The organism is Hydrophilobacter chitinilyticus, assembly GCF_049860745.1.
Lineage (GTDB): Bacteria > Pseudomonadota > Gammaproteobacteria > Burkholderiales > Burkholderiaceae_C > Rhodoferax_B.
Window position 1 is genome coordinate 3,860,253 of the sequence record NZ_CP187561.1, and the last position, 20,671, is coordinate 3,880,923.

Below are 20,671 nucleotides of genomic sequence, written 5' to 3' on the forward strand. Positions count from 1 at the left end.
TCAGGCAGCGGCCGTGGGCAAGGGGCCGGACGATTCATGCACTGTCGGCGTGCTGCTGCGGCGCGCGGCCAGGCAGGCACGGATGCCGAAGGCCACGATGCTGATCACCACAAACATGAAGAACACACACAGGCCGGCGTCCAGATAATCGTTGAAGATGATGCGGTGCATCTGATCCAGCGACTTGGCCGGGGCCAGCAATTGGCCTTGGTCCAGCGCCGTCTGGTACTTGCTGGCGTGCGCCAGGAAGCCGACCTTGGGGTTGGCATCGAACACCTTCTGCCAGCCAGCCGTCATGGTGCAGGCCAGCAACCAGGCCGTGGGCAACAGCGTGACCCAGGCGAACTGCTCGCGCTTCATCTTGAACAACACCACCGTGCCCAGCATCAGCGCCACGCTGGCGAGCATCTGGTTGGAGATGCCAAACAGCGGCCACAACGTGTTGATGCCGCCCAGCGGATCGACCACGCCCTGGTACAAAAAGTAGCCCCAGGCCGCCACACACAGGCCGGTGGCCAGGCCGTTGCTCACCCACGAATCGGTGCGCTTGAGCGACGGCACAAACGTGCCCAGCAAGTCTTGCAGCATGAAGCGGCCGGCACGCGTGCCGGCGTCCACCGCCGTCAAGATGAACAGCGCTTCAAACAAAATGGCGAAGTGGTACCAAAAGCCCATCATGGCCTTGCCGCCCAGCATGTGCGAGAAGATTTGCGCCATGCCCACGGCCAGCGTAGGAGCGCCACCGGCACGCGAGATGATGGTGGTTTCACCCACGTCTTTGGCGGTTTGGATCAGCATGTCTGGCGTGACCACAAAGCCCCATTGCGAGATCACTTGCGCGGCGCTTTCGGCCGTGGTGCCGAGCACGGCAGCCGGGCTGTTCATGGCGAAGTAAACGCCGGGCTCGATGATGGACGCGGCCACCAGCGCCATGATGGCGACAAACGATTCCACCAGCATCGCACCGTAGCCGATGAAACGCGCGTGTTGCTCGTTCTCCAGCAGCTTGGGCGTGGTGCCAGACGAGATCAGGGCATGAAAGCCCGACACTGCGCCACAGGCGATGGTGATGAACAAGAACGGAAACAAGCTGCCCGACCACACCGGGCCGCTGCCGTCGACAAAACGCGTCACGGCGGGCATCTTCAGATCCGGGGCGATAAACATAATGCCGATGGCCAGTGCCAAGATGGCGCCGATCTTCAAGAAGGTCGACAAATAGTCGCGCGGCGCCAGCAGCAACCACACGGGCAGCACCGAAGCGATGAAGCCGTAGCCAATCAACATCCAGGTGAGTTGCTTGCCGTCAAACGTGAACAGCGGCGCCCAGGTCTCGCTGGCCGCCACTTGGCCGCCCACGATGATGGACGCGATCAACAACACAAATCCAATGACCGACACCTCGCCAATCTTGCCCGGCCGGATGTAGCGCGTGTAAATGCCCATGAACAGCGCCAGCGGAATGGTGGCGCCCACGGTGAACGTGCCCCAGGGGCTGTCGGCCAAGGCCTTGACCACGATCAGCGCCAACACCGCCAGGATGATCACCATGATCATGAAGGTGCCGAACAAAGCGATCACGCCGGGGATGGGCCCCAACTCCGACTTGATCAGGTCGCCCAGCGAACGGCCATCGCGCCGCGTCGAGATGAACAAGATCAAGAAATCTTGCACCGCGCCCGCAAACACCACGCCTGCCAAGATCCACAACATGCCCGGCAGATAACCCATCTGCGCGGCCAACACCGGCCCCACCAACGGGCCCGCACCGGCAATCGCCGCGAAGTGATGGCCAAACAGCACGTACTTGTTGGTCGGCACGTAGTCCAGGCCATCGTTGTGGCGCGTGGCCGGTGTGGCGCGGTGGCTATCGAGCGAGACCACCTTGTCGGCAATGAACAGGCTGTAGTAGCGGTAGGCGATCAGGTAGACCGCCAGGGCCGCGACCACGATCCACAAGGCGTTGACGGTTTCGCCCCGGTGCAGGGCAATCGTGGCCAGGGCACCGGCGCCGGTGAGGGCGACCAGCGCCCACACGCCGTGGCGGGTGAGTTTTTGGGTGAGTGTGGTTTGCATGGTCTCTTCGTTTTTGGAGGTTGTTGGTGCGGAACTGTCCAACCGCGAGTGTCGAAGTGCCTGCGGCCGCCCGCATCTGTGTGCGTGCAGGGGCCACCCCTGTGTGATTGCGTAATGGTTATCCCTAGGCGCTCACGGGCAGTGAGAAAATCGCCCCATGGGTGAACAAGGGTTGAGATTGCGGCTACGGTCGATGGTGTTGCTGCTGGCGGTGGTGCCGCTGGTGCTCGCCATCGTGGCGGTGGTGTGGGTGGTGCGACAGCAGTCCGACCAACTGGCCGAGGCGCAAATGGCGGCCATGCAGCCCATCTTGCTGCAGGCGCGCAAAGACGAACTGCAGCACTTTGTGCAGGTGGGCCGCCGGGCGGTATTGCACTTGTATGAAAACAGCCGCCCCAGCGAAAAGGCTGGCCCCGACCCCGCCGCGCGGCGCGAAGCGCTGGAGCTGTTGCGGCGCATGGACTTCGGCAACGACAACTACTTCTTCGTCTACGACCTGCAAGGCAACAGCCTGATGCACCCGCGCCTGGCCGAGCTCGAAGGCCGCAGCCAGTGGGAGCTGCGCGACAGCACCGGCGCGCCCATGATCCAGCAGCTCGTGCACCAGGCGCAGGCCGGCGGCGGTTTTGTCGACTACATGTGGAACCGCCCGTCCACCGGGCGCGAAGAACGCAAGCTCGGCTATGTAGAGCTGGTGCCCGAATGGGGCTGGGTGATTGGCACCGGCCTGTACCTCGACCACCTGCAGGAAGCGCAGGCGCTGATCACCCAGTCCACCGGCGTGGCGGTGCAGAAAACGCGCAACCAGATCCTGTTCATCGCCTCGGCCGCACTCTTGCTGGTGGCGGCCGGTGGCATGGCGCTCAATATTTATGAGCAGCGCGCCGCCGATAGCAAGCTGCGCGCCATGGCGCAAAAGGTGGTGCATTCGCAAGAAGACGAACGTTCGCGCGTGGCGCGCGAGTTGCACGATGGCATCAGCCAACTGCTGCTGTCGGTGAAGTTTGTGTGCGAGTCGGCCCTGCTGCAAATGGAGCGCGGCAAACCCGAGGCCAGCCAAACCTTGAAGCACGGCATTGGCCTGGTGCAAAGCGCCATGCGCGACGTGCGCCGTATCTCGCACGACCTGCGCCCCACCCTGCTCGACGACCTGGGCCTGGCCAGCGCGCTGGAACAAACCGCCGACGAGTTTGGCGCACGCACCGGCGTGGCCGTCAAAACACAAATCGACGCGTTGCCCCCGATTCCCGAGGCCATGGCCACCGCCATGTTTCGTGTGGCGCAAGAGGCGCTGGGCAACATCGAAAAACACGCCAGCGCGCGCCACGTGTGGCTGCACCTCCGCCACGGCAATACTGGGTTGACGCTGCTGCTGGGCGACGACGGCCGGGGCTTTGACGTTGACACCACGCTGCGCGAAGTACGCGCCGGGCTGGGTCTGACCAACATGCGCGAACGCATCGAAATGCTGGGGGGCCGCTTCCAGGTGGAGTCCGCCCCCGGCTCCACCCAACTCACCGTTTGGCTACCGCCTTCGGCACTGAAATCGTGACCACATCTTCACCCCCCATCCGCCTGCTGATTGTGGACGACCACCCGGTCATGCGGCACAGCCTCATCAGCCTGCTGGCGGCTTTTGGCCTGCCCATCGAAGTGGTGGCCGAAGCGCGCAACGCCGAAGAAGCGCTAGACCGCGCCGAGCAAACCCAGCCCGACATCGTGCTGACCGACCTGCAGATGAAGCCCACTAGCGGCATCGAGCTGATACGCCAGTTGAGCCAGCGCCAGCCGCAGATTCGCTACGTGGTGTTCACGGCGTCCACACAAGAAGAACACATGCTGCAAGCCTTTGATGTGGGCGCACAGGGCTTTGTGGTGAAAGAGTCGGAAGCCGCAGAACTGGTGCAGGCGATTGAAGCCGTGATGCGCGGCGCCACCCACTACCCTGCCGGGTTGAAACGCGCACTCGACCGGCGCCAGCAGCAACCCAGCCTCACCACGCGCGAAGCCGAGGTGTTGGCGCTGGTGGCCGACGGCTTGACCAGCAAAGAGATTGGCCGCGTGCTGGGCATAGACCCGCGCACCGTAGACGCGCACCGCGCCAACATCCGCCAACGCTTTGGGCTGGACAGCAGCGCGGCCTTGCTGCGTTTTGCGATGGAACACAGCGCTGGCAAAAAATAGACAGCACGCTCTTGAGACATAATTGACGTTTACGTTAACGTCAACTAGAAAAGCTAAGGAGCAAACATGGATATCGCAGGCAAAGTTTTCATCGTCACCGGCGGCGCATCGGGCCTGGGTGAAGGCACGGCACGTATGCTGGCGGCCAACGGTGCCACCGTGGTGGTGGCCGACATGCAAGCCGACAAAGGCGAGGCCGTGGCCCGCGAACTCGGTGGCGCCAGCACCTTTGTGCGCTGCGACGTGAGCCAGGAAGCCGACGGCCAAGCCGTGGTGGCCCAAGCCGTATCGCTGGGCAAGCTGATGGGCCTGGTCAACTGCGCCGGCATCGCCCCGGCAGAAAAAACGGTGGGTAAAAAAGGCGCACACGCCTTGGGTGTGTTCAGCAAAACCATCACCGTCAACCTGGTGGGCAGCTTCAACATGATCCGCCTGGCGGCAGAGGCCATGGAGAAGAACGAACCCGAAGCCACGGGTGAACGCGGCGTGCTGATCTCTACCGCGTCTGTGGCGGCCTACGACGGCCAGATCGGCCAAGCCGCGTACAGCGCCTCTAAAGGCGGCATCGTCGGCATGACGCTGCCCATCGCGCGCGACCTGGCGCGCTCCGGCATCCGCAACATGACCATCGCCCCCGGCATCTTTGGCACCCCCATGCTGTTTGGCATGCCGCAAGAAGTGCAAGACGCACTGGCGGCGGGTGTGCCCTTCCCTTCGCGCCTGGGCACACCTGCCGACTACGCCAAGCTGGCGAAGCACATCATCGAGAACGACATGCTCAACGGCGAAGTGATTCGCCTGGACGGCGCGATTCGTTTGGCACCGCGCTAAGCAAATGCAAGGCCGGGTGTTGCGAACTTAAAAGTCAGCAATACGCTCGGCTGCCAAGCGCCGGTCTGCACGCAGCATCAAACACAGCGCAATCAACGCCAGTGTGATCAGGCTCAGCCCAAAACCCAGGGCTGAGGCGTGCAAACCAAAGTGCCCCACGGCCAGCCCTGCCGCAATGGCGGGCAGGCTAAAGGCCAGGTAGCTCAACGCAAAAAACCCCGCCATCAGCCCGCCTCGCTCGGCCGCCGTGGCCAACGACACCAGGCTGCGCAACGCGCCGTTAAAGCCAGCTCCAAAACCCACGCCCGCCACCATCGTGCCCACAAAGAAAACGGCACTTGAATGCAACGCCACGCCCACCAGCGTGACGGACAAACCGACGATCAACGCGGCCGTGCTGCCCACCACCGTGGGGCGTGGCGCGCGGGTACGCACAAAAAGAATGGCGATGGCCGCCGGCAACACCAGCGAAGCGATGATGGCGCCGCCCACCACGGGCGCGTTGTTACCCGTGACGATGCGCGCCAAGGTGGGCCCAAGCGACAGGTAAAAACCGCCCAATGCCCACAAGGCGGTGTTCATGGGCAACAACTGCCACAAGGTCTGCCGCGCCTGCGCCGGTATGGCAATGCTGGGACGCAACGAGCGCCAGGCACCAGGGCGCCGCAACACCGTCTCGGGCAGAAAAAACGCGGCCACGGTTTGCAGCGCAAACAACACCAGCAGCAACTCAAATACCAGCGTGGTGGGCGCGGGCGCAAACTGCACCAACACACTTGTGCCCAAAGCCCCCAAGGCCATGCCGACCATCGGCGCCACCGTGTTCACCAGGGCGCCGCGTTCGCGGTCTAAGTCGATCAAGGCGGCGCTCAACACGCTGGTGGCAATACCCGTCGCCAAGCCCTGCAACAGCCGCGCGGCAAACAGCCAGGCCACAGAGCCCGCGTACAAAAACAAAAAGGTCGACGCGATCTCCAACACCAGCGCCAACACCACCACTTCGCGCCGGCCACGGTAGTCCGACAAGGTGCCCAACACCAGCAACGAAGCCAACAGCGCGAAGGCATAGCAGCCAAACACCAGCGTGAGCATCAACGCCGAGAAACCCCAGGCCTCGCGGTACACCGCGTACAACGGCGACGGCGCGCTGGAAGCCGCAAGAAACCCCACCATGATGGACGCCAGCAACCACAGCGCCGTGGCAGGCGGGAGCCGCCGTGTAGCGGCAGATGACGGTGTGGCGGCGGTGGTGGGCGACATGAAAGAATCCAATTTTCAACAAAAGCAAATTATTCGCTTTTGCCGATTAAACCACTAAAGCAATGTTTTTGCTTTAGTATCACGAAATGAACTCTAGAACCGGCCCCCGCCCTGGTGGGCGCAGCGCACGTGTGCAGTCGGCCGTGCACCAGGCGACCCACGAACTCATCCAAGAAATGGGGCGTACAGCGCTGACCGTACCACTGATCGCCACCCGCGCGGGCGTTACCCCCTCCACCATCTACCGCCGCTGGGGCGATTTGGCTGAACTGCTGGCCGACGTGGCCCTCAATCACATGCGCGGCGACACCGAGCCCGCAGACACCGGCACGGTGTTGGGCGACTTGGTGGCCTGGTCGGAACAATATCTGGAGGAGATGAGTTCAGACGTAGGCAAGGCCATGCTGCGCGATGTGCTGGCCGGCAGCAGCCTGGGCGAAATGCCCGTGCCCTGCCAGTGCGCGGCCTACACGGCGAGCCAAATTGCGGTGATTCTGGAACGCGGTGTGGCACGCGGCCAGGCCGTGCCCGAGGTGGATGCAGTGATGGACGGCGTGGTCGCTCCCATCATCTACCGCACCTTGTTCGGACCCTTTCAAACCAGCCTTGCTCATGTGCATGCGCTGGTCGGCGCTTGCATGAAGGGCGCCGAGGAAAAGGTCTTGGGCTAAACAACGAGCCCAAATGTCGTCGCGCAGCGCCCGTGAGCACCTGCATCTGCACCATTGGCTTAAAGGGTGCCAAGATAAAAGCGCAAGACTCTTTACGGCGTTGATGTGTAGGCGTTGGGGTTCAACACTTCCATCATGCGTGTGGGGTTGAGCAGCGGCTTGAAGCCAAACTGCTCGTACAAACCGTGCGCATCTTTGGTCGCCAACAAGAAGCGCCGCAAACCTTGCAAGTCTTCGTGCGTTTGAATGGTGGCGAGCAAACGCTTAGACAAGCCTTTGCCACGGTGCGCATCCAGAATGTAGACATCGGACAGATAAGCAAAGGTGGTCTTGTCGGTGATCACACGCGCAAAGCCGACTTGCTCTGCGCCGAGATAAACACCAAACGTCAACGAGTTGGCTATGGCCTTTTGGACGACGGCCAAGGGAATGCCTGGCGACCAATAGGTCTGGCTCAAGAAGGCATGGATGGCGGCAACGTCTAGACGGGTCTTGTCGGTGGTGATTTCGTATTCGGTCATAGACAAACTTGGATGATCTTTTGCAGAAAGTAGCAACCGCCCTCACCCTGCAGCCGCAGCCATAGAGAGGTCACAGTCTTGACAACAACGGCTGTCCGTACGGCGAGCAAAGCCAAACAAACCCCGCCACATTGAGGATAACCGTCAACCAGAACGTCGAACGAAACTCCGCTTTGCTCGACTTGTGGCGCAGCAGTTGCTGGGCCAGCAAGGCCCCGGGCCAACCGCCTGCCAAAGCCAATAGATGCAGGTTCTTTTCTGACGTGCGCCAAGCGCCGCGTTGCGCTGCGGACTTGTCAAAAGCATACGCAAGAAAAGTGAGGACACTGGCCGCGCCGTAGACCACCAGCAACACCGGCGGTACACGCCAAACCACCGCGATCACCAGAACCAACAAGACAAACGCTGGAATCGCCAGGCGAGCGGCGGCGCCCCACTCGGCAAGAGACACTTGCCGAGTGCTTTGCCGCTTATTCTGCCGGACGGCAGCCTTACGCACCAACATAACGTTCTTCGCGCGCTTCTTGCCTTGTGGCCCCAACTCGACTTCAAACGACACGCGCTGTTGCTCTTGCGGACGCGCCCCACGCAGATCAAACGCCTTGATGTGGACGAAGATTTCTTGCCCGCCCTGGGTCGGCTCAATAAAGCCGAATCCGCGATCGTCGTGCCAGGTTTTAAGCGTGCCTTCAAAGCGCATGAATGGGTCGGTCTTAAGGTGATAGGTTCTTGAAAAAACAACGGGCGATAAGCGAGTTCTTACAGTCGTTCGCCGCACGATGTGCATGATAGAGGCTTCGATTTTCTAGCGCGCGTCGTCGCACACTTTCTACACTCTATGGCCACAGCCCTCAAAGACCAATACGGCGCCGATGTTCCCCAAGCGATTGCGGGAATGATCGCCGCAGTGCACCCGCGCTTCCCAGCCAAGGCGTTTCTAAAAGACGCTCTCACCGGCTACGACGCACTGGGCTTGATGCCGCGCGGCCAACACATTGCCAACGCCTTGCAGCGCCACTTGCCGGCTGACTACGCTACGGCCGTGCAGATTCTGTTGGACTCGGCCGACCAACCGCATGGCCGCGCGCAAGGCTTGTCGCTCGGGTCGTTTTTGTATTTGCCGCACACACAGTTTGTGGCAACGTTTGGGCTCGGCCATTTTGAAGAGTCGATGGCGGCGCAGCACGCGTTGACGCAGCGCTTCACCGCCGAGTTCAGCATTCGGCCGTTTCTGCAGCATCACCCAGAAGCCACGCTCAAGCGGCTGGCGGAGTGGACGCAAGACCCGAGTGAACATGTGCGCCGCCTGGTGTCGGAAGGCAGCCGCCCGCGCCTGCCCTGGGCGGGCCGGCTGCGCGCGTTTCAAAAGGACCCGACGCCGGTGCTCGCGCTGCTAGATAAGCTGAAGGACGACCCGGCGCTGTACGTGCGCCGCTCGGTCGCCAACAACCTGAACGACATTGGCAAAGACCACCCCACCGTGCTGGAGCACACCGCGCGCGCCTGGTTGCAAGATGCCACGGCCGAGCGCAAATGGATCGTGCAGCACGCGTTGCGTTCAGCGGTGAAGCGCGCCGAGCCGGGCGCCCTGGCCGTGCTGGGCTTTGGTACGGCGGCCAGTGCGCGTGTGGCGCAAGCCAGCATCACCCCGGCACGCGCGGCCATTGGCGAGGCGTTGAACATCAGCTTCGACGTGACCAACACCGCCGCCACGCCGCAGCGTGTACTGGTGGACTTTGCGGTGCACTACATCAAGGCCAATGGCCAGGCGCGGCCCAAGGTGTTCAAGCTGAAGACGCTGGAGCTGCAACCACACGAGACCGTGCGTGTGGGCAAACGCGTGTCGTTGGCGGAGATGACCACACGCAAACACTACCCCGGCACCCACCGCGTGGAGGCTGTGCTGAACGGGCAAGCGCAGCCGCTAGGAAGCTTCGAGCTGCTGCCACAGGCTTAAGAAAAATCAGGCGTTTACGCTTACCACATAAGCGCAGGAAGCGACAACAAACGTAGCAGCGGGCTACGGCAGTTTGAACTGCCCCACCACCCGTTCCAACTCCGCGGCCTGCAAGCGCAGGCTCTCGGCGGCGGCGCTGCTCTCTTCCACCAGGGCGGCGTTTTGTTGGGTCACTTGGTCGAGCGTGGACACCGCAGAGCCCACTTGGTCGAGACCGGTGGTTTGCTCGCCGCTGGCGGCGCTGATCTCGTTGATGAGCACACTCACACGCTGCACCTTGGCCACCAGTTCGCGCATCGACTGGCCCGCGTCGCCCACCAGCGAGGTGCCCGAGTCGATTTTGCCCACGCTATCGTGGATCAAAGTTTTGATCTCGCGCGCGGCCCCGGCGCTGCGTTGCGCCAAGGCGCGTACTTCGCTGGCCACCACGGCAAACCCACGGCCCTGCTCGCCCGCACGCGCGGCTTCCACCGCCGCGTTCAGCGCCAGGATGTTGGTTTGAAAGGCAATGCCGTCGATCACGCCAATGATGTCGACGATCTTGTGCGAGCTGTTGGAGATCTCAGCCATGGTGGCGATGACGCGCTCCATCACCGCACCGCCATCCGACGCAGCGCTGGACGCGCTGCCCGCCATTTCGCTGGCCTGGCGCGCGGTGTCGGCATTCTGGCGCACGGTGGCGGTCAGTTGCTCCATCGACGCGGCGGTTTCTTCCAGGCTGCTGGCTTGCTCTTCGGTGCGGTGGCTCAGGTCGGCACTGCCGCTGGCAATTTCAGATGAGCCGGTGGCGATGTTGACGCAGCTGTTGCGCACTGTGGTCACCAGCTCCAGCAGGCTGCCGTTCATGCTTTGCAGCGAGGCCAACAACGCGGCGGTTTCGCCGGCGCCCGTCACCACAATGCGCGAGCTGAGGTCACCCGACGCCACCCTGCGTGTAACGGCCACAGCGCGGTCTAGCGGGCCCACAATGCTGCGGCTGGTGACCATGCCGATCAGCAGCAACAGCACACCCGCCACCACCACCGTGACCAGCATAGTGGTGCGAGCCGTCGCCGCCATGGCCACGCTTTCTTCCTCAGACTCTTGAGCGTGTTTGGTGATGAGTTCGCCCAGCGCCTCCATCTCGTCTTCCAAGGCACTGAAGGCCTTGGTGAAACCGGGCAACTGCGCCTCGGCGGCCGGAAGGTCGGAGAAGGCCAGGCGCGTCACGTCGGCCGCAGCGCTGGTATAGGCATCGAGCTTGGGGCGAATCTTGGTAACGGCTGCGGTCACTTCATCGTTGATGTGCAAGCCGTTCAAGGCTTCGATCGACTCGCGAAACTGCTTGGTGTGCTCGGCCAGTTCGCCTTCCACCACGCGTTGCTGCGCGGCCTCTTTGCGCGTACCGGCCAGCATGGCGCTGAGCGCATCGCCGCGCAAGGCGTCGTGCATCATGTCGGCTTCCATGTGGCTCTTGGCCGCATCGCCGCTGATCTTCAAGTGGTGTGTGGACTCGGCCAGCATGCCGACGGTGAAGTAGCCTATGCCACCGACCAGCAACACAAAAGCCAGCCCCGCCAAGCTGAAGGCCAGCATCTTGTGGCGGATGGAGAGGTTCAGCATGGCAAGCTCCTGGTGAGGGCAAGGCAACCATTAAAGATGCCTGCACTCTACACGTAAGCTTGCCTTGGCGGCACACCCCAAACCTTCGGACCGATAAGACTATTCGGTCTTGGCACCGCCCTGGAACCACTGGCCGATCAAGGCGCGCTCGGCGTCGGTGATGCCGGTGGCGTTGTTCAGCGGCATCACCTTGGTGAGCACGGCCTGCTGGTAGATTTGCTGGGCGTGCTGCTTCACCATGGCGGGCGAATCAAACCGCACGTTCTTCATCTGCAGGTGGGCGCCGTGGCATTGGTAGCAGCGCTGCTCCAGCACCTTTTGCACTTCGGCATACCCTACTGCAGCGGGCGCTGCAGCGCTGGCCACCACGGGCGCTTGCGGCGCGGGTTGCATCCAGACGATGGTGCCGATGATCACCGCCACGCCGACCAAGGCATAACCAATGGGGTGGCGATTGCGGCCGAGCTTATAGCCATGGCGCATCACGAAGAACTGGCGAATCGCCGCGCCCGCAAACATCATCAACACCAGCACCAACCAGTTCTGCGGATGGCTGTAGGTGAAGCTGTAGTGGTTGCTCAGCATGGCGAACAGCACCGGCAGCGTGAAGTAGGTGTTGTGCACGCTGCGTTGTTTGCCGCGCTGGCCGTGGATGGGGTCGACTGGTTTGCCTTCTTCAATGCACTTCACCATGGTGCGCTGGCCGGGAATGATCCAGAAGAACACGTTGGCGCTCATGGTGGTGGCGATCATCGCGCCCACCAGCAGGAAGGCGGCGCGCCCGGCGAACCAGTGGCAGGCCAGCCAGGCCGCAAAACACACCAGCACGGCCACCAAAGCGCCGACGATGGCGTCGCCGTTTTTGCGCTTGCCGAAGATTTGGCAGATGGTGTCGTACAGCATCCAGAACACCACAAAGAACGACAGCGCCACGCCGATGGCCGCACCCGGCGTCCAGTCCATCAGCGACTTATCGATCAGGTAGGTGCTGGCATTCCACAGGTACGACACGGTGAACAGGCTGAAGCCCGTGAGCCAGGTGCTGTAGCTTTCCCAGTAGAACCAATGCAGATGGCCGGGCAGCTTGGGCGGCTTCACGGCGAACTTCACCGGGTGGTAGAAACCGCCGCCGTGCAACGCCCACAACTCACCGCTGACGCCTTGTTTTTTAAGATCTTCGTCTTCGGGCGGCGTGAGGCTGCTGTCCAAAAACACGAAGTAAAACGACGAGCCAACCCAGGCGATGGCTGTGATGACGTGAAGCCAGCGCAGCAGCAGGTTGGCCCAGTCGAGGTAATAGCTTTCCATATCTCAACCTTTAGGGCGCACCATATCTCGTGGGACTGGTACGCCGGGCAACCTGCTCACCACCGCGGGCACTGTGAGCAGAATTCGGCCGCGACCAAAAGACCCGGCTAAGAGTCTTGCGCCGCTGCGGCCTGTTATTTTTGAAGAGCTGATTCTATGCACAGAAAGTAGAGCGGCGATCAGTGACAACAAAACCGTGGAACATCAGCCACGAGTCATCCACGGTCGAGCAATAACTGTGCCGCCACGGCCACGGCAATCACCTCGGGCTCTTTGCCGGCAATGCCAGGCACACCGATGGGGCACGTCACCTGCGCCATCTCTTCAGCCGTAAAACCTCGCTGCGCCAGCCGACTGCGGAACGTGGCCCATTTGGTTTTGCTGCCGATGAGGCCAATGAACGGCAGGTCGCCGCGCATGCGTTGGCGCAGCAGGCAAGCGGCCACGATGTCCAAGTCCTCGGCATGGCTGAAGCTCATGATCAGCACCTTGGTGCCCGCCTCCAACGCGGGCACTGCCGCCTGCACCGGGTCGGAATGTTCGCAGCGCGCGTAGCCAGGCGCGGTCTCGGGAAAGATGCCGTCGCGGCTGTCGATCCAGGTCAACGCAAACGGCAACGGCGCCAGAACATGGGCCAAGGCGTGGCCCACATGCCCGCCGCCAAACAGTGCCACCGGCCGAAAGTGCGGCATCAAGCGGCGGTGCAGCGCGGGCACATCGGCAGCGGTCACGGCTTCAAAATGCAGTTGCACCACACCGCCACAGCATTGCCCTAGGCTGGGGCCGAGAGCCATACGTTCACGTTCGGGTAACGGCGGCGGGTTTTCGCTGCGCTGCTGGGCCAGCAGCCAGTCGCGCGCCAGGGCCTCGCTTTTGAATTCGAGATGGCCACCGCCTATCGTGCCCACCAGACCATCGGCAAATACCGCCATCCAGGTGCCCGCGCCACGCGGCACCGAGCCCTGGGTTGATTCAATGCTGACGAGCACCGCTGGCGCCGAGGCCAGGCGCGTTAAAAACAAGTCTGTGATGTGCACACGCGATTCCGAGATCCGGCCAAGTCAAGCGGCCGCCAATGTCGGCAGTATGCCTGCGCGCGGGCACAATAGACGCAAAACACGAACCTGAGCCAGCCCACCGCCAGCCCACCGCTTTTTCTACAGATGACCAAGACCACACTCCAGTTCCCCACCTGGGCCCGCAGCGCCGCCCTGGCCGCTACCGCCAGCATCGCCGCCTTGTTGGCCGGGTGCGCCGGTAGCCCATCGACTCCGGCAGGCCCCGCCACAACACCCGTGGCCCCAACCGCACCATCGGCCCCCATCGGCAGCACCGCGCCGGGGCAGTCCTTGCCACCGCCGCCGCCCTCTGTGGCCACCACGCCACGCGACTACCGCAAAGATGCCGCACGCCACCTCTACGCACACAACGCCGACCGCATCTTCAAAGGCAAACTGCCCGCGCATCTCTACGCCATTGGGGTGCTCGACATCAGTGTTGACGCCCGTGGCCAGGTCACGCGCCTGCAATGGTCGCGTGCGCCCAGCCACGCGCCTGAGGTGGTCAAGGAAATTGAACGCACCGCCCGCGCCGCCGCGCCCTACCCCGTGCCGGCGCGCTTGGGCCGGGTGATCTACACCGATGTGTGGCTGTGGGACAAGAGCGGGCAGTTCCAGCTGGACACGCTGACCGAAGGGCAGTTGTAGCCCTGAAAGTTATGCTCCGCTTGAGGGGCGGCAAGCTTGCGGTATTTACTCCGTGACCTGCAGGTTCTGCGTGCGCACCACGTTGCGCCAGGCGCGGTAGTCGGCCTCGATGAAGTGGCCCAGCAACGCGGGTGAACCCGGCGCGGCTTCCACCGCGTCGATTTTGAAACGCGCAGTCACCTCGGGCAGCACCACGGTTTTGTTGAGCGCGGCGTTCAGCTGCGTCACGATGGCCGGCGGCGTGCCGGCGGGCGCCATCAGCGCAAAGTAATTCACCACGTCCACCCCGGCCAGGCCGACTTCGGCCATGCTCGGCACGTCGGGCAAGGCGCTGGAGCGTTTAGCACTGGTCACGGCCAGCGGGCGCACACGGCCGTCTTTGATGAACGGCAGCAACGCGGGGATGGTGCCGGTGATGAGCTGGATGTTGCCGGCCAGCATGTCCATGGTGGCGGGTGCCACACCACGGTAGGGAATGTGCGTGATGAAGGTACCGGTCTTGGACTTCAGCAACTCCAGCACCAGGTGGTTCACACCGCCCGCACCGGCCGAGCCGTAGTTCAACGCGCCCGGCTTTTCTTTGGCCTGGCGCACCAGCCCCTTGATGTCTTTGATCGACGAAGAGCTGCTGGTAGCCCACACCAGCGGGCCGCTGGCGATCATGCCCACGGGGGTGAACTGGCGCAGCGGGTCGTAATTGGCGGTGGGCAGCGCGGCGGCCACGGTGGTGAACGGCGATGCCACCAGCAGCAGCGTGTAGCCATCAGGCGCGGCCTGGGCCACGGCTTGCGTGCCGATGGCACCGGAGGCCCCGGCACGGTTTTCCACCACGAAGGTGGCGCCCATCACCTCACCCAGCTTCTGCGCCATGAAGCGCGCCATGGCGTCGGTGCCGGCGCCGGGCGCAAAGGGCACGATGATCTTGACGGGGCGGTCTGGAAAGTTTTGCGCAGAGGCCTTGCTGGCGACCAAGCTGGAAGCGGCTACCGCTGCCATGGCAAGCGCCAACCGTCGATTTGGATGTGGATTCATGAAACGAGAGAGTGAGGCTGCAACAGCCCGCTATCGTGCGACAGCGGGATGACAGTTTCGTGACGCGGGCCAGCGTCCGTTGGCGGGCTGGATTGCTGGACTTAGCTACCGCGGTAAGTCGAGTAGCTCCAAGGGCTCACCAGCAAAGGCACGTGGTAATGCTGGTCGGTCGCGGCCACGCCAAAGTCCAGGCTCACCTTGTTCAGGAAATTCGGCTCGGGCAACACCACGCCACGGCTGCGGAAGTAGCTGGCCACATCAAACACCAACCTATAGGTGCCGCTCTTCAGGGTGCTGTTGTCATACAGCGGACCATCGGTGCGGCCATCTGCATTGAGTACAAACCGTTTGACCAAATTGGTGTTTTCACCATCGGTGGTGTACAGCTCACCGGCCATGCCAACGGCCGGGCCGCCGTGCATGGTATCCAAAACATGTGTGCTCAGTCCCATTGGAATCCTTGACGAAAAATAGTAACATACGATGAAACAAATTTGTATACAGCGCCAGTAGATTGGATTATCATCAGCCTCCATGGACTCATTCAACCCAACTTCCACCAACACCAATACCATCGTCGATGCTTTGACAAAAGCCATTGTCGAGCATCGCCTGCACCCCGGCACCAAACTCGCGGAACAAAAACTGGCCGACCATTTCGGCGTTTCGCGCACGCTGGTACGGCAGGCTCTTTTTCAATTGTCGCAAAACCGTTTGATCCGTCTGGAGCCCGCACGCGGCGCTTTTGTGGCCGCGCCTACGGTGGCCGAAGCACGCCAAGTTTTCGCCGTGCGCCGCATGCTGGAAGCCGAGATGACGCGCGCCTTTGTGCGTGAAGCCACCCCCGGCCGTATCAAGGCTTTGAAAGACCACCTGGTGCAAGAGAAGGCTGCGCTCAAAGACAAGGACGCTCTGGGCCGCTCTGAAGTGCAAGCCGACTTCCATGTGCGCATGGCACAACTGTTGGAGAACGAAGTGCTGGTGCAGATGATGGTGGAGCTGCTCTCACGCTGCTCACTCATCACCCTGATGTACCAAACCGAAAGCGCCCAAGAAATCGGCGCTGAAGAACACGACGACATCGTCAAGGCCATTGCCGCCAAAGACGAAGCGCGTGCGGTGCAATTGATGGAAGACCATCTGCGCAAGATCGAATCCAGCCTGACCTTCGACCGCAAGGTGCCAAGCAACGACATCGCCATGGCCTTGGCCTGATCTGTGCTTGCGGATGAATGACCGCTAGTTCGCAAGTTCACTCTTAGTTCACTCTCTTTAAGGGACCTGGATCGACGGCCAAACCTTCGCTCCCGGTCCCCATTCATTTATGCCTGACGTAACCCCTCCTTATGACCGCGACCTCAAGGGTTACGGTCGCGATGTGCCGCACGCCCAATGGCCCAACCAGGCGCGCATTGCGGTGCAGTTTGTCCTCAACTACGAAGAAGGCGGCGAAAACTGCGTGCTGCACGGTGACCCGACTTCCGAGACCTTTCTCTCGGAGTTGATCAACGCGCAAGCCTTCCCCGATCGGCACATGACCATCGAGTCGATGTACGAGTACGGCTCGCGTGCCGGCGTGTGGCGCATCTTGCGTGAGTTCGAACGCCGCAACCTGCCGCTCACCGTGTTTGGGGTGTCGATGGCGCTGCAGCGCTACCCCGAATTGGTGAAGGCCTTCACCGACCTCGGCCACGAAATCGCCTGCCACGGCTGGCGCTGGATCCACTACCAGAACCTGCCTGAATCCGTGGAGCGCGAGCACATGGAAATCGGCCACAACATCATCAAAGAGCTGACCGGCGGCCAATGGCCCAAGGGCTGGTACACCGGCCGCGACAGCCCGAACACGCGCCGCCTGCTGGTTGACAAAGGCGGCTACACCTACGACAGCGACAACTACGGCGACGACCTGCCCTTCTGGCAAGAAGTCACCAAGAGCGACGGCAGCAAAGAGCCGCACTTGGTCGTGCCCTACTCGCTGGACACCAACGACATGCGCTTTGTGCAGGTGCAAGGCTTCCACAATGGCGACCAGTTCCTCACCTACCTGAAGGACACCTTCGACGTGTTGTACGCCGAAGGCGACACCGCACCGAAGATGATGAGCATCGGCATGCACTGCCGCGTGCTGGGCAAGCCCGGCCGCTTTGGCGCGCTGCAGAAGTTTCTAGACTACGTGCAGAGCCACGAGAAGGTCTGGATCTGCCGCCGCATCGACGTGGCCGAGCACTGGCAGAAGGTGCACCCGTTTCAGGCGAAGCCATGAGAGTGAGCAAATCATGAGCACCCGCCCCCCCTTGACGCTGGAGCAACTCAACGCCGCCCCGCTGGCCCAGGCCTCGCAGTGGTTGAACGGCCTGTACGAACACTCGCCGTGGATTGCCGAGCAGGCCTTGGCCGCGCGGCCGTTCCAGTCGCTGGCGCACTTCAAGCACCAAATGGTGCAGGTGCTGGCCGCCGCTGACCGCGCCGCCAAAGTCGCGCTGGTTTGCGCCCACCCCGAGCTCGCCGGCAAGGCCATGCAGACCGACAGCCTGACGGCCGAGTCGACCAACGAACAAACCAAGGCCGGCCTCACCGCCTGCACGCCTGAAGAGCTGGCGCAAATTCAGCAACTGAATGCCGACTACGCCGCCAAGTTTGGCTTCCCGTTTGTGCTGGCCGTGCGTGGCCCACGCAGCCAGGGCCTGCGCAAGCGCGAGATCCTCGACACCTTTGCGCGCCGCCTGCTGAACCACCCCGACTTTGAGCTGGCCGAAGCGCTGCGCAACATCCACCGCATCGCCGAAATCCGCTTGAACGACATGTTCGGCTTTGAACCCACGCTGGGCAACCAGGTGTGGGACTGGCAAGAAGCTTTAAGCGTACACAGCGACCCCGGCTTTGCCGAGAAGGGCCAGCTCACCGTCACCTACCTGACCGATGCGCACCGCGCCTGCGCCGCACAAATTGCAGCCGACATGCACAACAGCGGCTTCGACAGCGTAGAGATCGACGCCGTAGGCAACGTGGTGGGCCGCTACTTTGGCGCCAGCACCGACGCGCCCTACCTGCTGACCGGCAGCCACTATGACACCGTGCGCAACGGCGGCAAATACGACGGCCGCCTGGGTATCTATGTGCCCATGGCCTGCGTGCAGCAACTGGCCGTTGCGGGCAAACGCCTGCCTTACGGCCTGGAAGTAGTGGGTTTTGCCGAAGAAGAAGGCCAGCGCTACAAGGCCACGTTCCTCGGCTCGGGCGCCTTGATTGGCGACTTCAAACCCGCCTGGCTCGACCAGAAAGATGCCGACGGCATCACCATGCGTGAAGCCATGCAGCACGCCGGCCACCCCGGCACGCTGGAAGGCATTGCCGCACTGCAGCGCGACGTGACCCGCTATCTCGGGTTTGTGGAAGTGCACATCGAACAAGGCCCGGTGTTGAACGAGCTGGACTTGCCCCTGGGCATCGTCACCTCCATCAACGGCAACGCACGCTACATGTGCGAAGTGATCGGCACCGCCAGCCATGCCGGCACCACGCCAATGAACAGCCGCCGCGACGCCGCCAGCGCCGTGGCCGAACTGGCGCTCTATATGGAACAGCGCGCCGCACAAGACGGTGATTCGGTGGGCACCATCGGCATCTTGAACATCCCCGGCGGCTCCATCAACGTGGTGCCTGGCCGCTGTGTGTTCAGCCTGGACATGCGCGCGCCCAACAACGAACAGCGCGATGCACTGGTACGCGACGTGCTGGCCCAACTGGCCGCCATCTGCGAACGCCGTGGCCTGCGCTTCACCACCGAGCAGACCGAGCTGGCCTCGGCCGCACCCAGCGCCCCAGCCTGGCAACAGCGCTGGGAAGACGCCGTGGCGGCCCTGGGCGTGCCGCTGTTCCGCCTGCCCAGCGGCGCCGGCCATGACGCCATGAAGCTGCACAAGGTGATGCCGCAAGCCATGCTGTTTGTGCGCGGCTTGAATTCCGGCATCAGCCACAACCCCTTGGAGAGCAGCACCAACGACGACATACAGCTCGCCGTGGACGCTTTCCTCCACCTCATGCATGCGCTGGCCGCCAATCCGCCCGCGCCCATTTGCCCACCAACTGCCAGCTAATTGCGACCCAATAGCCTCTTAGACACATGACCGATTACGACAAACTCGACGCCTGGATCGACGCCCATTTCGACGAACAGGTGGGCTTCCTGCAGCAACTGGTGCGCGTGCCCACCGACACGCCGCCCGGCAACAACGCGCCCCACGCCGAGCGCACGGCAGAGCTGCTGGCCGGCTTTGACTTCCAGGCCGAAAAATTTGCCGTGCCCGCCGCTGAAGTCAAAGCCGTGGGCATGGAAAGCGTGACCAACCTGATCGTGCGCCGCCACTACGGCCCAGGCCGCGTGGTCGCCTTGAACGCCCACGGCGATGTGGTGCCCCCCGGCGACGGCTGGACCCACCCGCCCTACGGCGCCGAAATTGCCGACGGCAAGATGTTCGGCCGCGCCACAGCGGTCAGCAAGTCAGACTTCTCCAGCTTCACCTTTGCCGTGCGCGCGCTTGAGTCGCTGGGTGCCAAGCTCAATGGTGGCGTGGAACTGCACTTCACCTACGACGAAGAGTTTGGTGGCGAAGTCGGCCCCGGCTGGCTGCTGAAGCACAAACACACCAAGCCCGACTTGATGATTGCCGCCGGCTTCTCGTACCAAGTGGTCACCGCGCACAACGGCTGCCTGCAGATGGAAGTCACCGTGCACGGCAAGATGGCGCATGCCGCCATTCCTGAATCCGGCGTGGACGCCCTGCAAGGGGCGGTGCACATCCTCAACGCGCTCTACGCACAGAACCAGTTGTACAAGAAGGTCACTTCTGGCGTCGAAGGCATCAACCACCCCTATCTCAACGTCGGACTGATCCAAGGCGGCACCAACACCAACGTGGTGCCCGGCACGGTGAGCTTCAAGCTCGACCGCCGCATGATCCCCGAAGAAAACCCGGTGGAAGTGGAAGCCAATATCCGCGACGTCATCGCCAAGGCGGCCGCCGAAGTGGCCGGCATCACCATCGACATCAAGCGCATGTTGCTGGCCCATTCGATGAAGCCACTGGCGGGCAACAAGCCTTTGGTGGACGCGATTCAGAAACACGGCGAGGCCTTGTTCGGCGAACCCATTCCCGCCATGGGCACGCCCCTCTACACCGACGTGCGCCTGTACGCCGAAGCCGGCATTCCCGGCGTGATCTACGGTGCGGGCCCGCGCACGGTGCTCGAATCCCACGCCAAACGCGCCGACGAACGCCTTGACCTCGAAGACCTGCGCCGCGCCACCAAGGTGATCGCACGCACGCTGCGCGACTTGCTGGCGTAAATCAATCGCGTATAGAAAAAGCCCTGAGCCGCGCGAGCGGTTCAGGGCTTTTTTTCATCCCAGCGCGGACGCGTCCGCGCGATGACCCGTACGGGTTTGCATTCAGCCGGATAACAAGGCGGGAAGCCGAAGACAGTGCTGTAGCACGGCAAGGCGAACCAACGAAGTTATAC

The 20,671-nt window shown here is 62.6% G+C and carries 19 protein-coding genes; 10 read left to right on the forward strand and 9 right to left on the reverse strand.

Features of this window, described 5'->3' with window-relative positions:
* Nucleotides 1-2,076, reverse strand: a complete 2,076-nt coding sequence (locus ACPWMG_RS17185) for a carbon starvation CstA family protein (RefSeq protein ID WP_483300697.1) — start codon at nt 2,074-2,076, stop codon at nt 1-3.
* A gap of 157 nt (nt 2,077-2,233) precedes the next feature.
* On the opposite strand from ACPWMG_RS17185, the gene ACPWMG_RS17190 reads away from it, so the two are divergent.
* The 3 genes from ACPWMG_RS17190 (at nt 2,234) to ACPWMG_RS17200 (ending at nt 5,091) form a co-directional block, all read left to right on the forward strand.
* Nucleotides 2,234-3,628, forward strand: a complete 1,395-nt coding sequence (locus ACPWMG_RS17190; protein ID WP_483300698.1) for a cache domain-containing protein — start codon at nt 2,234-2,236, stop codon at nt 3,626-3,628.
* Nucleotides 3,625-4,260 (forward strand): response regulator, encoded by a 636-nt coding sequence (locus ACPWMG_RS17195; protein WP_483300699.1) that lies wholly within the window; start codon nt 3,625-3,627, stop codon nt 4,258-4,260. The genes ACPWMG_RS17190 and ACPWMG_RS17195 overlap by 4 nt, the downstream gene beginning before the upstream one ends.
* A gap of 66 nt (nt 4,261-4,326) precedes the next feature.
* Nucleotides 4,327-5,091, forward strand: coding sequence for a 3-hydroxyacyl-CoA dehydrogenase (locus ACPWMG_RS17200; RefSeq protein WP_483300700.1), 765 nt, complete (start codon nt 4,327-4,329; stop codon nt 5,089-5,091).
* A gap of 27 nt (nt 5,092-5,118) precedes the next feature.
* On the opposite strand, the gene ACPWMG_RS17205 is transcribed toward ACPWMG_RS17200, so the two are convergent.
* The gene (locus ACPWMG_RS17205; RefSeq protein ID WP_483300701.1) at nt 5,119-6,351 is read right to left on the reverse strand and encodes an MFS transporter; all 1,233 of its coding nucleotides are present in this window, start codon (nt 6,349-6,351) and stop codon (nt 5,119-5,121) included.
* Between the two features lie 86 nt (nt 6,352-6,437).
* Here ACPWMG_RS17205 and ACPWMG_RS17210 point away from each other — a divergent pair, with 86 nt between their 5' ends.
* Entirely contained in the window at nt 6,438-7,022 is a 585-nt protein-coding gene (locus ACPWMG_RS17210) for a TetR/AcrR family transcriptional regulator (RefSeq protein ID WP_483300702.1), read from the forward strand.
* A gap of 92 nt (nt 7,023-7,114) precedes the next feature.
* Here ACPWMG_RS17210 and ACPWMG_RS17215 read toward each other — a convergent pair whose 3' ends face one another.
* Nucleotides 7,115-7,543 (reverse strand): GNAT family N-acetyltransferase, encoded by a 429-nt coding sequence (locus ACPWMG_RS17215; protein ID WP_483300703.1) that lies wholly within the window; start codon nt 7,541-7,543, stop codon nt 7,115-7,117.
* A 70-nt stretch (nt 7,544-7,613) separates the two neighbouring features.
* Nucleotides 7,614-8,243, reverse strand: a complete 630-nt coding sequence (locus tag ACPWMG_RS17220) for a DUF1294 domain-containing protein (RefSeq protein WP_483300704.1) — start codon at nt 8,241-8,243, stop codon at nt 7,614-7,616.
* A 138-nt stretch (nt 8,244-8,381) separates the two neighbouring features.
* On the opposite strand from ACPWMG_RS17220, the gene ACPWMG_RS17225 reads away from it, so the two are divergent.
* Nucleotides 8,382-9,500 (forward strand): DNA alkylation repair protein, encoded by a 1,119-nt coding sequence (locus ACPWMG_RS17225; RefSeq protein WP_483300706.1) that lies wholly within the window; start codon nt 8,382-8,384, stop codon nt 9,498-9,500.
* 63 nt (nt 9,501-9,563) lie between these two features.
* Here the strand turns inward: ACPWMG_RS17225 and ACPWMG_RS17230 are convergent, their stop codons facing one another.
* The 3 genes from ACPWMG_RS17230 to xdhC form a co-directional block, all read right to left on the reverse strand.
* On the reverse strand, nt 9,564-11,102 hold the full coding sequence (locus ACPWMG_RS17230) for a methyl-accepting chemotaxis protein (protein ID WP_483300708.1): 1,539 nt from the start codon (nt 11,100-11,102) through the stop codon (nt 9,564-9,566).
* A gap of 99 nt (nt 11,103-11,201) precedes the next feature.
* Nucleotides 11,202-12,410: a urate hydroxylase PuuD gene (locus ACPWMG_RS17235; protein WP_483300709.1), complete on the reverse strand. Its 1,209-nt coding sequence runs from the start codon at nt 12,408-12,410 to the stop codon at nt 11,202-11,204.
* A gap of 215 nt (nt 12,411-12,625) precedes the next feature.
* A complete protein-coding gene (gene xdhC, locus ACPWMG_RS17240) occupies nt 12,626-13,447 on the reverse strand; it encodes a xanthine dehydrogenase accessory protein XdhC (RefSeq protein ID WP_483300710.1) in 822 nt (273 codons plus the stop codon).
* Between the two features lie 126 nt (nt 13,448-13,573).
* On the opposite strand from xdhC, the gene ACPWMG_RS17245 reads away from it, so the two are divergent.
* Nucleotides 13,574-14,116, forward strand: a complete 543-nt coding sequence (locus ACPWMG_RS17245) for a hypothetical protein (RefSeq protein WP_483300711.1) — start codon at nt 13,574-13,576, stop codon at nt 14,114-14,116.
* Nucleotides 14,117-14,161: 45 nt separating this feature from the next.
* Here the strand turns inward: ACPWMG_RS17245 and ACPWMG_RS17250 are convergent, their stop codons facing one another.
* Together ACPWMG_RS17250 and uraH are read right to left on the reverse strand one after the other, a co-directional pair.
* Entirely contained in the window at nt 14,162-15,148 is a 987-nt protein-coding gene (locus ACPWMG_RS17250) for a tripartite tricarboxylate transporter substrate binding protein (RefSeq protein WP_483300712.1), read from the reverse strand.
* A 101-nt stretch (nt 15,149-15,249) separates the two neighbouring features.
* Nucleotides 15,250-15,600: a hydroxyisourate hydrolase gene (gene uraH / locus ACPWMG_RS17255; RefSeq protein WP_483300713.1), complete on the reverse strand. Its 351-nt coding sequence runs from the start codon at nt 15,598-15,600 to the stop codon at nt 15,250-15,252.
* Between the two features lie 82 nt (nt 15,601-15,682).
* On the opposite strand from uraH, the gene ACPWMG_RS17260 reads away from it, so the two are divergent.
* The 4 genes from ACPWMG_RS17260 (at nt 15,683) to ACPWMG_RS17275 (ending at nt 20,498) form a co-directional block, all read left to right on the forward strand.
* Nucleotides 15,683-16,363 carry a GntR family transcriptional regulator gene (locus tag ACPWMG_RS17260; RefSeq protein WP_483300714.1) on the forward strand — a complete coding sequence of 227 codons (681 nt, stop codon included), beginning with the start codon at nt 15,683-15,685 and terminating at the stop codon, nt 16,361-16,363.
* 109 nt (nt 16,364-16,472) lie between these two features.
* Nucleotides 16,473-17,414, forward strand: a complete 942-nt coding sequence (gene puuE / locus ACPWMG_RS17265; protein ID WP_483300715.1) for an allantoinase PuuE — start codon at nt 16,473-16,475, stop codon at nt 17,412-17,414.
* Nucleotides 17,415-17,427: 13 nt separating this feature from the next.
* Entirely contained in the window at nt 17,428-19,248 is a 1,821-nt protein-coding gene (gene uraD, locus ACPWMG_RS17270) for a 2-oxo-4-hydroxy-4-carboxy-5-ureidoimidazoline decarboxylase (protein WP_483300716.1), read from the forward strand.
* Nucleotides 19,249-19,274: 26 nt separating this feature from the next.
* A complete protein-coding gene (locus tag ACPWMG_RS17275; RefSeq protein ID WP_483300717.1) occupies nt 19,275-20,498 on the forward strand; it encodes a M20 family metallopeptidase in 1,224 nt (407 codons plus the stop codon).
* Nucleotides 20,499-20,671: the final 173 nt, after the last annotated feature.

What these genes read in the sequence shown, in the direction of transcription:
- ACPWMG_RS17185 (WP_483300697.1), bottom strand. Translation starts at nt 2,076, where the DNA reads ATGCAAACCACACTCACCCAAAAACTCACCCGCCACGGCGTGTGGGCG.
- ACPWMG_RS17190 (WP_483300698.1), top strand. Translation starts at nt 2,234, where the DNA reads ATGGGTGAACAAGGGTTGAGATTGCGGCTACGGTCGATGGTGTTGCTG.
- ACPWMG_RS17200 (WP_483300700.1), top strand. Translation starts at nt 4,327, where the DNA reads ATGGATATCGCAGGCAAAGTTTTCATCGTCACCGGCGGCGCATCGGGC.
- ACPWMG_RS17205 (WP_483300701.1), bottom strand. Translation starts at nt 6,351, where the DNA reads ATGTCGCCCACCACCGCCGCCACACCGTCATCTGCCGCTACACGGCGG.
- ACPWMG_RS17210 (WP_483300702.1), top strand. Translation starts at nt 6,438, where the DNA reads ATGAACTCTAGAACCGGCCCCCGCCCTGGTGGGCGCAGCGCACGTGTG.
- ACPWMG_RS17215 (WP_483300703.1), bottom strand. Translation starts at nt 7,543, where the DNA reads ATGACCGAATACGAAATCACCACCGACAAGACCCGTCTAGACGTTGCC.
- ACPWMG_RS17220 (WP_483300704.1), bottom strand. Translation starts at nt 8,243, where the DNA reads ATGCGCTTTGAAGGCACGCTTAAAACCTGGCACGACGATCGCGGATTC.
- ACPWMG_RS17225 (WP_483300706.1), top strand. Translation starts at nt 8,382, where the DNA reads ATGGCCACAGCCCTCAAAGACCAATACGGCGCCGATGTTCCCCAAGCG.
- ACPWMG_RS17230 (WP_483300708.1), bottom strand. Translation starts at nt 11,102, where the DNA reads ATGCTGAACCTCTCCATCCGCCACAAGATGCTGGCCTTCAGCTTGGCG.
- ACPWMG_RS17235 (WP_483300709.1), bottom strand. Translation starts at nt 12,410, where the DNA reads ATGGAAAGCTATTACCTCGACTGGGCCAACCTGCTGCTGCGCTGGCTT.
- ACPWMG_RS17245 (WP_483300711.1), top strand. Translation starts at nt 13,574, where the DNA reads ATGACCAAGACCACACTCCAGTTCCCCACCTGGGCCCGCAGCGCCGCC.
- ACPWMG_RS17250 (WP_483300712.1), bottom strand. Translation starts at nt 15,148, where the DNA reads ATGAATCCACATCCAAATCGACGGTTGGCGCTTGCCATGGCAGCGGTA.
- uraH (WP_483300713.1), bottom strand. Translation starts at nt 15,600, where the DNA reads ATGGGACTGAGCACACATGTTTTGGATACCATGCACGGCGGCCCGGCC.
- ACPWMG_RS17260 (WP_483300714.1), top strand. Translation starts at nt 15,683, where the DNA reads ATGGACTCATTCAACCCAACTTCCACCAACACCAATACCATCGTCGAT.
- puuE (WP_483300715.1), top strand. Translation starts at nt 16,473, where the DNA reads ATGCCTGACGTAACCCCTCCTTATGACCGCGACCTCAAGGGTTACGGT.
- uraD (WP_483300716.1), top strand. Translation starts at nt 17,428, where the DNA reads ATGAGCACCCGCCCCCCCTTGACGCTGGAGCAACTCAACGCCGCCCCG.
- ACPWMG_RS17275 (WP_483300717.1), top strand. Translation starts at nt 19,275, where the DNA reads ATGACCGATTACGACAAACTCGACGCCTGGATCGACGCCCATTTCGAC.